Annotated in this window: 9 protein-coding genes and 2 tRNA genes; 1 reads left to right on the forward strand and 10 read right to left on the reverse strand. The window is 53.3% G+C overall.

Translation table 11 applies throughout. The features are described from left to right. Positions 1–27: 27 nt before the first annotated feature. From pnp to QRD42_RS02405, 8 genes are all read right to left on the reverse strand, one after another. Positions 28–2163: a polyribonucleotide nucleotidyltransferase gene (gene pnp / locus QRD42_RS02370; RefSeq protein ID WP_072569597.1), complete on the reverse strand. Its 2136-nt coding sequence runs from the start codon at positions 2161–2163 to the stop codon at positions 28–30. Between the two features lie 244 nt (positions 2164–2407). Next, entirely contained in the window at positions 2408–2677 is a 270-nt protein-coding gene (gene rpsO, locus QRD42_RS02375; RefSeq protein ID WP_004385056.1) for a 30S ribosomal protein S15, read from the reverse strand. A gap of 151 nt (positions 2678–2828) precedes the next feature. Next, the gene (truB, locus tag QRD42_RS02380; protein ID WP_318363382.1) at positions 2829–3773 is read right to left on the reverse strand and encodes a tRNA pseudouridine(55) synthase TruB; all 945 of its coding nucleotides are present in this window, start codon (positions 3771–3773) and stop codon (positions 2829–2831) included. Further along, entirely contained in the window at positions 3773–4174 is a 402-nt protein-coding gene (gene rbfA, locus QRD42_RS02385) for a 30S ribosome-binding factor RbfA (RefSeq protein WP_072569595.1), read from the reverse strand. The genes truB and rbfA overlap by 1 nt, the downstream gene beginning before the upstream one ends. Positions 4175–4304: 130 nt before the next feature. Beyond that, positions 4305–7016, reverse strand: coding sequence for a translation initiation factor IF-2 (infB, locus tag QRD42_RS02390; RefSeq protein ID WP_072569594.1), 2712 nt, complete (start codon positions 7014–7016; stop codon positions 4305–4307). Between the two features lie 24 nt (positions 7017–7040). After that, the gene (gene nusA, locus QRD42_RS02395) at positions 7041–8528 is read right to left on the reverse strand and encodes a transcription termination factor NusA (protein ID WP_072569593.1); all 1488 of its coding nucleotides are present in this window, start codon (positions 8526–8528) and stop codon (positions 7041–7043) included. A 28-nt stretch (positions 8529–8556) separates the two neighbouring features. Beyond that, entirely contained in the window at positions 8557–9009 is a 453-nt protein-coding gene (gene rimP, locus QRD42_RS02400) for a ribosome maturation factor RimP (RefSeq protein ID WP_158684874.1), read from the reverse strand. Positions 9010–9220: 211 nt separating this feature from the next. Next, positions 9221–9297 (reverse strand) — tRNA-Met (locus tag QRD42_RS02405). 464 nt (positions 9298–9761) lie between these two features. Here QRD42_RS02405 and argG point away from each other — a divergent pair. Beyond that, positions 9762–11108: an argininosuccinate synthase gene (argG, locus tag QRD42_RS02410; protein WP_072569591.1), complete on the forward strand. Its 1347-nt coding sequence runs from the start codon at positions 9762–9764 to the stop codon at positions 11106–11108. A 115-nt stretch (positions 11109–11223) separates the two neighbouring features. On the opposite strand, the gene QRD42_RS02415 is transcribed toward argG, so the two are convergent. Further along, a tRNA-Leu gene (locus tag QRD42_RS02415) sits at positions 11224–11310 on the reverse strand. Positions 11311–11323: 13 nt separating this feature from the next. Then, positions 11324–11656, reverse strand: coding sequence for a preprotein translocase subunit SecG (secG, locus tag QRD42_RS02420; protein ID WP_072569590.1), 333 nt, complete (start codon positions 11654–11656; stop codon positions 11324–11326). Between the last annotated feature and the right edge of the window lie 169 nt (positions 11657–11825).

Raw genomic sequence — 11825 nt, forward strand, 5'->3', positions numbered from 1 at the left:
TCAACGACGGAGAGCTAAACAGCAACCTTACTCGCCTTGTTCTGCTGCCGGCGCTTGTGCCGCTTCAGCAGGCTGAGATTGTTCAGTCGCTTCTTTGATGCTCAGACGGACGCGGCCCTGGCGATCGACTTCCAGAACTTTAACCGGGACTTCCTGACCCATCTGCAGATAGTCGGTCACTTTCTCTACACGCTTGTCAGCGATCTGAGAAATGTGCACCAAACCTTCTTTACCGCCGCCGATGGCAACGAACGCGCCAAAGTCAACGATACGGGTCACTTTACCATTGTAGACGCGACCCACTTCGATTTCTGCGGTGATCTCTTCGATACGACGGATAGCGTATTTCGCTTTCTCGCCGTCGGTCGCTGCGATTTTCACGGTGCCGTCATCTTCGATTTCGATGGTGGTGCCGGTTTCTTCGGTCAGCGCACGGATCACAGAGCCACCTTTACCGATGACGTCTTTGATCTTGTCCGGATTGATCTTGATGGTGTGAATACGCGGCGCGAACTGAGAAATATCGCCACGCGGCGCGTTGATTGCCTGTTCCATCACGCCCAGGATGTGCAGACGCGCACCTTTAGCCTGGTTCAGCGCAACCTGCATGATCTCTTTGGTGATGCCTTCAATTTTGATATCCATCTGCAGCGCAGAGATACCGTCGCGGGAACCCGCCACTTTGAAGTCCATATCGCCCAGGTGATCTTCGTCGCCGAGGATGTCAGACAGCACAACGAAGTTGTCGCCTTCTTTCACCAGACCCATTGCGATACCCGCAACGGCGGCTTTGATCGGCACACCCGCATCCATCAGCGCCAGAGAAGCACCGCATACGGACGCCATGGAAGAAGAACCGTTGGATTCGGTGATTTCAGAAACCACACGTACGGTGTACGGGAATTTCTCAGCGTCAGGCATTACTGCCAGCACGCCACGCTTCGCCAGACGACCGTGACCGATTTCACGACGCTTCGGTGAACCTACCATGCCCGTCTCGCCAACGGAGTACGGAGGGAAGTTATAGTGGAACAGGAAGCTGTCAGTGCGCTCGCCCATCAGTTCGTCGATGTTCTGCGCGTCACGGGTGGTGCCCAGGGTCGCAGTAACCAGCGCCTGAGTTTCGCCACGGGTGAAGAGTGCGGAACCGTGGGTACGCGGCAGCACGCCGGTACGCACGTCCAGACCACGGATCATGTCTTTTTCACGGCCATCAATACGCGGCTCGCCTGCCAGTACGCGGCTACGAACAACGTTTTTCTCGATAGCGTGCAGGATGTCGCCCAGTTCGTTGGCGTCCAGGGTTTCATCTTCAGCCAGCAGCGCAGCCACAGTTTCAGCTTTGATAGCATCAACCTGCGTGTAACGCTCCTGTTTGTCGGTGATGCGGTAAGCATCGCTCAGACGGGATTCAGCCAGCGCAGCAACACGTGCATTCAGGGCTTCGTTAGCCGCTTCTGGCTGCCAGTCCCAACGCGGTTTACCGGCTTCTTTCACCAGGTCGTTGATGTTCTGGATCACGATCTGCTGCTGTTCGTGGCCAAATACCACGGCGCCCAGCATCTGGTCTTCGCTCAGCAGTTCAGCTTCGGATTCAACCATCAGCACTGCGCCTTCGGTACCGGCAACCACCAGATCCAGTTTGCTTGCTTTCAGCTCTTCCTGGGTCGGGTTCAGCACGTACTGGTCATTGATGTAACCTACACGCGCCGCGCCGATTGGGCCGTTGAACGGGATACCGGACAGGGACAGCGCAGCGGATGCGCCGATCATTGCCACGATGTCCGGGTTAACCTGCGGGTTAACGGAAACTACGGTGGCGATAACCTGTACTTCGTTAACGAAGCCTTCCGGGAACAGCGGACGAACCGGGCGGTCAATCAGACGCGCGATCAGCGTTTCGCCTTCGCTTGGACGGCCTTCACGACGGAAGAAGCCACCCGGGATTTTACCAGCAGCGTAAGTACGCTCCTGATAGTTAACCGTCAGCGGGAAGAAGTCCTGGCCCGGTTTCGCTTTTTTCTGACCCACAACGGTAACGAATACCGCGGTGTCGTCCATGCTTACCATAACAGCTGCAGTTGCCTGACGCGCCATCATGCCGGTCTCCAGCGTTACGGTATGTTGACCGTACTGGAATTTACGAATGATCGGATTAAGCAAAATTTTATCCTTTCTTAATGAATGACAGCACACCATTGGGTGTGCTGACGTTAATACCCGATCTTCTGTGCATCCTCGCGACTAATGACAACCCTAACCCAAACCGGGTAAAGCCTCTCATTAGCCGCGCGAACCTCTGCAACGAAGATCATTCATAGCAACAATACAATAGTTTAGGTCGAATTGCTGCCGTCTGGTTGAAAAAAGGGGCCGTTAAGGCCCCTTTCTGTGAAACTCGCCAGACTTAGCGACGCAGACCCAGACGCTCGATCAGCGCGGTGTAGCGTGCAACATCTTTACGTTTCAGGTAGTCGAGCAGTTTACGACGCTGAGAAACCATGCGCAGCAGACCACGACGGCTGTGGTGATCTTTTTTGTGCTCTGCAAAGTGACCCTGCAGGTGGTTGATCTGAGCAGTCAGCAGGGCAACCTGAACTTCGGTAGAACCGCTGTCGTTCTCGCCACGACCAAACTCGGAAACGATTTTTGCTTTAGCTTCAACGCTTAGAGACATTTTAAACTCCAAAATTAAAAGAATGAAAGGGTGCCGATCTCTAATTCAGCAACCCCAGGTTTAACGCCGGAAGATGTTAAACATCTAACCTGACGTTAAGCGGCAATATTCTACTCGCAGTACCCTGTTATCGCAAGGTAACTGCAATGGATTACGCCGGGTACTCAACCACCAGGCGGCGTGGCGCCACGCGACCCTGATCGTCGATTTCTGCCATGCCGATAAATACCGACTCTGGCCCTTCCGTCACGCGCACCAGGCCTTCTGTCGGCGTTTGTGCCGCGCGAACGGGCTGGCCGTTTTTGAAATAAGCGGCGCTGACGGCAGGAATATTCACGACCGGGAAGTCCGCTGCCGGACTGTCCATCGGCATCAGCAGAGGATCAAGCAACTGAGCGGCAGGAATATCCTGCTCACCGGCCTGCTCAACCAGCGACTGCAATTGCTCAAGCGTCACCATGCGATCAACCGGGTACTTGCTCACGGCCAGACGGCGCAGGAAAATCACATGTGCGCCGCAGCCGAGCTTTTCACCGAGATCGTCCACAATGGTGCGGATATAGGTGCCTTTCGAGCAGTGTACTTCCAGCTCCAGCTCATCCCCTTCGTGGCGGATAAACAGCAGCTCGTAAACGGTAATCGGACGAGCCTCACGCGGCACATCAATACCCTGGCGCGCGTACTCGTAAAGCTTCTTCCCCTGATACTTCAGAGCCGAATACATGGACGGGATTTGCTGAATATCACCGCGGAAGGTTTCCAGGGCGGCAGCAAGCTGCTCTGCGCTGAAGGTGATCGGGCGTTCTTCAACAATCTGTCCATCGGCATCGGAGGTATCCGTGCGCTGACCCAGACGAGCAATCACGCGGTAACGCTTATCCGAATCCAGCAGATACTGGGAAAACTTTGTCGCCTCTCCCAGGCAAATCGGCAGCATGCCGGTCGCCAGCGGATCCAGCGCGCCAGTATGCCCGGCGCGATTCGCGTTATAGAGACGTTTTACTTTTTGCAGCACGTCGTTGCTGGACATCCCTTGCGGCTTATCCAGCAACAGTACGCCGTGCACATCGCGACCGCGACGACGAGGACGACTCATCAGTCCTCCTTGGTGTCGTCCGGGTTCACACGACGTTCATCGTCATGACGCACCACGTTGGTCACCAGGTTAGACATACGCATACCTTCCACCAACGAGTTGTCGTAGAAGAAGGTCAGTTCCGGCACGATACGCAGACGCATGGCTTTACCCAGCAGCGAACGGATAAACCCGGAGGCGTCCTGCAATGCTTTGATGCCGCCTTTAATGGCTTCTTCGTCTTTGTCGTTCAGAAAGGTCACAAACACTTTCGCATAAGCCAGGTCGCGGGACATTTCCACACCGGAAACGGTGGTCATCATGCCCAGACGTGGATCTTTAATTTCGCGTTGCAGGATAAGCGCGATCTCTTTTTGCATCTCCTGCGCGACACGCTGAGGGCGGCCAAATTCTTTCGCCATAATAAGTCCTCCAGATAAAGACAAAAAAGGGGCTAAAAGCCCCTTTTGAAATAGTTGCCAGGTGGTGCTCTCAGGCCTGAAGGCGCTACGCTTATCAGACCTGCAACCCAGCCACCGGGCATTACGAAGGTTAAGCGATGGTACGCTTGATCTCGATGATTTCGAACACTTCGATCATATCGCCAACGCGAACGTCGTTGTAGTTCTTCACGCCGATACCACATTCCATGCCGTTACGAACTTCGTTAACGTCATCTTTGAAGCGGCGCAGGGACTCCAGCTCGCCTTCGTAGATAACCACGTTGTCACGCAGAACGCGGATCGGGTTGTGACGCTTGATGGTGCCTTCGGTAACCATACAGCCCGCGATCGCACCGAATTTCGGTGATTTGAACACGTCACGCACTTCAGCCAGACCGATGATCTGCTGTTTCAGTTCCGGAGACAGCATGCCGCTCATCGCTGCTTTCACTTCGTCGATCAGGTGGTAGATGACGGAGTAGTAACGCAGATCCAGGCTTTCCGCTTCGATCACTTTACGCGCAGAGGCGTCAGCACGAACGTTGAAGCCAACCAGAATAGCATTGGATGCCGCAGCCAGGGTCGCGTCGGTTTCGGTGATACCACCTACGCCGGAACCAATGATCCTTACTTTTACTTCGTCGGTAGACAGTTTCAGCAAGGAATCGGAAATCGCTTCTACAGAACCCTGTACGTCAGCTTTCAGAACAACGTTCACTTCGTGAACTTCGCCTTCAGTCATGTTAGCGAACATGTTCTCAAGTTTGGATTTCTGCTGACGCGCCAGTTTGACTTCACGGAATTTGCCCTGACGATACAGTGCAACTTCACGCGCTTTCTTCTCGTCACGTACAACGGTCACTTCATCACCGGCTGCCGGCACACCGGACAGACCCAGGATTTCAACCGGAATAGACGGGCCGGCTTCCATAACTTCCTGACCCAGTTCGTTACGCATTGCACGAACACGGCCATATTCGAAGCCACAAAGCACGATGTCGCCTTTGTTCAGCGTACCTTCACGTACCAGAACCGTTGCTACCGGACCACGACCTTTATCCAGGAAGGATTCGATAACCGCGCCGCTCGCCATACCTTTGCGAACCGCTTTCAGTTCCAGAACTTCAGCCTGCAGCAGGATAGCGTTCAGCAGGTCATCAATACCGGTACCGGCTTTCGCGGATACAGGGATGAACTGAGACTCGCCGCCCCACTCTTCCGGCATAACGCCGTACTGGGACAGTTCGTTTTTAACGCGATCCAGGTCAGCTTCCGGCTTATCAATTTTGTTCACCGCAACCACGACCGGCACCTGCGCCGCTTTCGCGTGCTGGATTGCTTCGATAGTCTGCGGCATCACGCCATCGTCCGCTGCCACAACCAGCACAACGATATCCGTTGCCTGCGCGCCACGAGCACGCATAGAGGTAAAGGCGGCGTGGCCCGGGGTATCCAGGAAGGTGATCATACCGTTGTCAGTTTCAACGTGGTACGCACCGATGTGCTGAGTAATGCCGCCCGCTTCGCCAGAGGCCACTTTCGTTGAACGAATGTAGTCCAGCAGCGAGGTTTTACCGTGGTCAACGTGACCCATGATGGTCACAACAGGTGCGCGAGCTTCTGCCGCAGCGCCAGTGTCACGGTCGCTCATTACCGCTTCTTCCAGCTCGTTTTCACGACGCAGGATAACTTTGTGGCCCATTTCTTCCGCAACCAGCTGCGCAGTTTCCTGATCGATAACCTGGTTGATGGTGGCCATTGCGCCCAGTTTCATCATCGCTTTGATGACCTGAGAGCCTTTCACTGCCATTTTGTTAGCCAGTTCGCCCACGGTGATGGTTTCACCGATGATAACGTCACGGTTAACCGCCTGAGCCGGTTTCTGGAAGCCCTGCTGTAAAGAAGAACCTTTACGCTTGCCGCCTTTACCGCCACGAACAGCAGCGCGCGCTTCTTCGCGATCGGCTTTCGATTCGGAATGCTTGTTGCCTTTTTTCGGGCGCGGTGCTTTAGCAGTACGCGTACGGCTGCGGCCACCTTCTACTTCGCGGTCGCTGTCGTCTTCTGCCTGACGCGCATGTTGAGAAGTGGTTACATGATAGTCACTGGACTCTTCAACCGGTTCAGCAGCCACATTAACACCATTTTTCTCGTTTTCTTCGGCCATACGACGCGCATCTTCTGCCACGCGGCGTGCTTCTTCTTCCAGTTTACGACGTGCCTCTTCTTCAGCTTTGCGCTTGAGTTCCTGCGCTTCGGCTTCACGACGGGCTTTTTCAGCCTGGGCAGTCCTGGTCATTTCGTCAGATTGTTGATTGCTCACTTTGCTCGTTTCCGCAGCTTCGCGTTTCACCGGGTTAGCGGATTCGCGTTTCGCTTTTTCTTCGGCTTCACGTTTCGCTTTCTCTTGTGCGTCACGCTTGGCTTTTTCCTCGGCTTCACGCTTAGCAGCTTCCTGCGCTTCACGACTGGCCTTCTCTTCCGCTTCGCGCTTCGCCTCTTCTTCCGCGGCGAGACGTTCAGCCTCTTGCGGATCGCGTTTTACAAAGGTGCGTTTTTTGCGGACTTCGATCTGCACCGATTTGCTTTTACCGCCGGTGCCAGGGATGTTCAGTGTGCTGCGCGTTTTGCGCTGCAACGTCAGCTTGTCAGGCGCTGAACCATGTTCACGGTTCAGGTGCGCTAACAATGTCTGTTTTTCTTGTGCTGTCACTGAGTCGTCAGATGACTTCGGGATCCCTGCATCAGCAAATTGCTGTACCAGGCGGTCCACGGAGGTCTGAATCTCAGCGGCCAGCGCTTTTACGGTTACATCTGTCATGCTGTTCCTTCCTGCTACAGTTTATTACGCTTCGTCACCGAACCAGCAAATATTACGTGCGGCCATAATCAGCTCGCCCGCTTTCTCGTCGGTCAGACCTTCAATATCACTCAGGTCATCGATGCCCTGGTCGGCGAGGTCTTCCAGCGTACAAACACCACGAGCAGCCAGTTTAAACGCCATTTCGCGATCCAACCCTTCAAGGCTCAGCAGGTCATCAGCCGGTTTATTATTACCGAGGCTTTCTTCCTGTGCCAGCGCCAGGGTGGTCAGTGCGTTCTTAGCGCGATCGCGCAAGGCTTCGACGGTCGCTTCATCAAGACCGTCAATTTCCAGCAGCTCTTTCATTGGCACATAGGCCAGTTCTTCCAGCGTCGAGAAACCTTCTTCTACCAGTACAGTGGCAAAATCTTCGTCAATGTCGAGATACTTGGTAAAGGTGTCGATCGCTGCATGGGCTTCCGCCTGATGCTTAGACTGAAGATCGTCAACGGTCATGACGTTGAGTTCCCAGCCGCTCAGTTGAGAAGCAAGGCGCACGTTTTGGCCGTTACGGCCAATCGCCTGCGCCAGGTTACCCGCTTCTACCGCGATATCCATGGTGTGCTTATCTTCGTCCACCACGATAGAGGCGACATCCGCCGGTGCCATCGCGTTGATAACGAACTGCGCCGGATTGTCATCCCACAGCACGATATCGATACGCTCGCCGCCCAGTTCGGTAGACACCGCCTGGACACGGGCACCGCGCATACCTACGCAGGCACCTACCGGATCGATACGCTTGTCGTTGGTTTTCACGGCGATTTTCGCACGAGAACCTGGATCGCGAGCAGCGGCTTTGATTTCAATAACTTCTTCGCCAATTTCTGGCACTTCAATGCGGAACAGTTCAATCAGCATTTCCGGTTTGGAACGCGTCACGAACAGCTGCGCACCACGCGCTTCCGGACGCACGGCATAAAGCACGCCACGAATACGGTCGCCTGGACGGAAGTTTTCACGCGGCAGCATATCTTCACGCAGGATCACAGCTTCAGCATTGCTGCCCAGATCCAGAGAGATGTTGTCGCGGTTCACTTTTTTCACCACGCCGGTGATGATCTCACCTTCGTGCTCACGGAACTGATCCACAACCATCGCGCGTTCAGCTTCACGTACTTTCTGTACGATAACCTGTTTCGCTGTTTGTGTAGTAATGCGGTCAAAGGTGACAGATTCAATCTGATCTTCAACGTAATCACCCACATTCAGGCTTTCATCTTCGTAACGTGCAGCTTCCAGCGTGATTTCACGGGTCGGCTGCGTCACTTCTTCAACGATAACCCAGCGACGGAAGGTGTCGAAGTCGCCGCTTTTGCGATCGATTTCTACGCGAACGTCGATCTCTTGCTCGTATTTTTTCTTGGTTGCTGTCGCCAGAGCACTTTCCAGCGCTTCAAAAATTTTCTCACGCGGCAACGATTTTTCGTTGGAAACTGCTTCAACAACAGCCAAAATTTCTTTGTTCATTGGGGGCCTTTCACCTCAATCCAGACTGTTAAAAGTGGGGGACCAGGTTCGCTTTCTGGATATTGCTTAAAGCGAACACTTCATCTTTACCGTCGACCGTAACGGTGATCATTTCACCGTCAACACCCTTAATTACACCCTGCCACTTGCGACGGTTTTGTACCGCCATACGCAGTACCAGCGTTGCTTCTTCGCCGATATAACGCGCGTAGTGCTCGGCGGTGAATAAAGGACGATCGAGACCCGGTGAGGAGACTTCCAGGTTGTAAGCGACGGTAATAGGATCTTCAACGTCCATTACTGCGCTCACCTGGTGGCTGACATCAGCACAATCATCAACATTGATGCCATTATCACTATCAATATAGATGCGCAGCGTAGATGTGCGACCGCGTACAAATTCGATGCCGACCAGTTCATAGCCCAGAGCCTCAACCGGTGCAGTGATCATCTCTGTTAATTTTTGCTCTAATGTGGACAAACCCACCCCCAAGACATAAAAAAAGGGCGCTAAGCCCAGTTATTCTGTAGTCAGATAACAAAAAACCCCGATAAATCGGGGCTTTAGATAACTGAACCCTATAGCCGCAACTGCGGCCTGGAGAACCTTCCAGAAGTATTTTTTTCAAATCCAAAAAGAGGAAGGCTCAAACGTCTTCACAGTATATTTGAAAAAGAACACTAAGGGAAAGTGGTTGCGGGGGCCGGATTTGAACCGACGACCTTCGGGTTATGAGCCCGACGAGCTACCAGGCTGCTCCACCCCGCGCCTGAAACGTGGCAAATACTACGCCGATCATGCATTAAATGCAAGTTAAGACAGGTGTAAACACCGGGAACTACTGATAAGACGAGTATTATAATCAATTGATTTTGTTCATTGCAAGGAAAACTACGCGCGCGTGCCGGAAACCGCAGAATGAACGCCAGGCAGAGGGGTTTACCTGCCGCCACGCACAGATTTGCATAGCGTGGAATACGCAATGAAGCAGGTATTGACGCGAAAGACACATCGTTAAACGCCCGCCCGGCGGCTACGCCAGCGATTTTTTAACTATTCTGTCACTCTTCGCTTTCGATCGTCGCCAAAAGATGTTTAAATGAAAACTCACTAATTTTGCATAAAAATGCATTAATGATGAGAAGCTAAGCGGTATCATCTTCCGGTGACAACACATCATGGCGTGGCTGTTAAGTCTCTCACCATCAGTATATTAAGCAGGGATTTATTTTATGACGACGATTCTCAAGCATCTTCCGGTTGGACAACGTATTGGTATTGCATTCTCCGGTGGTCTCGACACCAGCGCGGCCCTGCTGTGGATGCGCCAGAAAGGTGCCGTTCCTTACGCCTATACAGCAAACTTGGGTCAACCGGACGAGGATGACTATGACGCGATTCCACGCCGTGCAAAAGAGTATGGTGCCGAGAATGCCCGCCTGATCGACTGCCGTAAGCAGCTGGTCGCCGAAGGCATTGCCGCTATCCAGTGTGGCGCGTTTCATAACACCACCGGTGGGTTGACCTACTTCAACACCACGCCGCTGGGCCGTGCTGTGACCGGAACAATGCTGGTCGCCGCCATGAAAGAAGACGGTGTGAATATCTGGGGCGACGGCAGTACCTATAAAGGCAACGATATCGAACGTTTCTACCGCTACGGTCTGCTGACTAACGCTGAGCTGAAAATCTATAAACCGTGGCTGGATACCGACTTTATTGATGAGCTGGGCGGCCGTCAGGAAATGTCCGAATTCATGATCGCCTGCGGATTCGATTACAAAATGTCCGTGGAAAAAGCCTACTCCACCGATTCCAATATGCTGGGCGCAACGCACGAAGCGAAGGATCTGGAATTCCTGAACTCCAGCGTGAAAATCGTTAACCCGATCATGGGCGTAAAATTCTGGGATGAGAACGTTAAGATCCCGGCGGAAGAAGTCACCATCCGTTTTGAACAGGGCCACCCTGTTGCGCTCAACGGCCAGACCTTCAGCGATGATGTGGAACTGATGCTGGAAGCGAACCGTATTGGCGGCCGTCACGGTCTGGGGATGAGCGATCAGATTGAAAACCGTATCATTGAAGCGAAAAGCCGTGGCATTTACGAAGCCCCGGGCATGGCCTTGCTGCACATTGCCTATGAGCGTTTGCTGACCGGTATTCATAACGAAGATACCATTGAGCAGTATCACGCCCATGGCCGTCAGCTGGGTCGTCTGCTGTATCAGGGCCGCTGGTTTGACTCTCAGGCGCTGATGCTGCGTGACGCGCTGCAACGCTGGGTGGCAAGCGCTATTACCGGCGAAGTGACGCTTGAACTGCGTCGCGGCAATGACTACTCGATCCTGAATACCGTGTCTGACAACCTGACCTATAAAGCAGAGCGTCTGACCATGGAAAAAGGGGATTCCGTATTCTCTCCGGACGATCGTATCGGGCAGCTGACCATGCGTAATCTGGATATCGCCGATACCCGCGAGAAGCTGTTTGGTTATGCGCAGTCTGGCCTGCTTACCGCCTCCGCCAGTACGGGCCTGCCGCAGATGGACAGCCTGGAACACAGCGAGAAGAAATAACCTTTTCAGTGAGAACAAAGGGCGCGATAAGCGCCCTTTTTTTGTTTGTCCGTGTCTGCCAGGTAAATTACAGACGAAAAAAAAGACATCTTTCGATGTCTTTCTTTCGGAATATTGGTACTGAGGATGGGACTCGAACCCACAAGCCCGTTAGGGCACTACCACCTCAAGGTAGCGTGTCTACCAATTCCACCACCTCAGCACTGATACTGCTATTACTGCGGGATATCGCTGGTCGGCTTAGCCGGAGCAGCTGGCTGAGTTTGCTCAGATTTCGCTGGCGCGCTCAGATTTTCCCACTCGCTTCCTTTACTGGTTTTGTTGCTGTTAATGTTACCCAACACCAGGCTGATGATGAAGAACAGGGTACCCAGTACAGCTGTCATGCGGGTCATGAAGTTACCAGAACCACTTGAACCGAACAGCGTAGCAGATGAGCCTGCGCCAAAGGAGGCTCCCATATCAGCGCCTTTACCTTGTTGCAGCATAATCAGACCGACAAGGCCAATCGCCACAATAAGGAAAACTACCAAAAGAGCTTCGTACATAATCAACCTGTTCCTTGCGGGGCTGCCGCGTAACATTAGCTTCTGACCATAAAAGCGGGACGTTATTTCGTTTCCCACTGAAGCGGGTGTGAATACTAACCAAAGCGCATGACCTGCGCAAGGGCAATTTCAACGCATTGTATCAAGTGCGGAAAAAAACAGCAAAAAC

It is taken from the genome of Enterobacter sp. PGRG2, assembly GCF_030291195.1.
Classification (GTDB): Bacteria; Pseudomonadota; Gammaproteobacteria; order Enterobacterales; family Enterobacteriaceae; genus Enterobacter_D.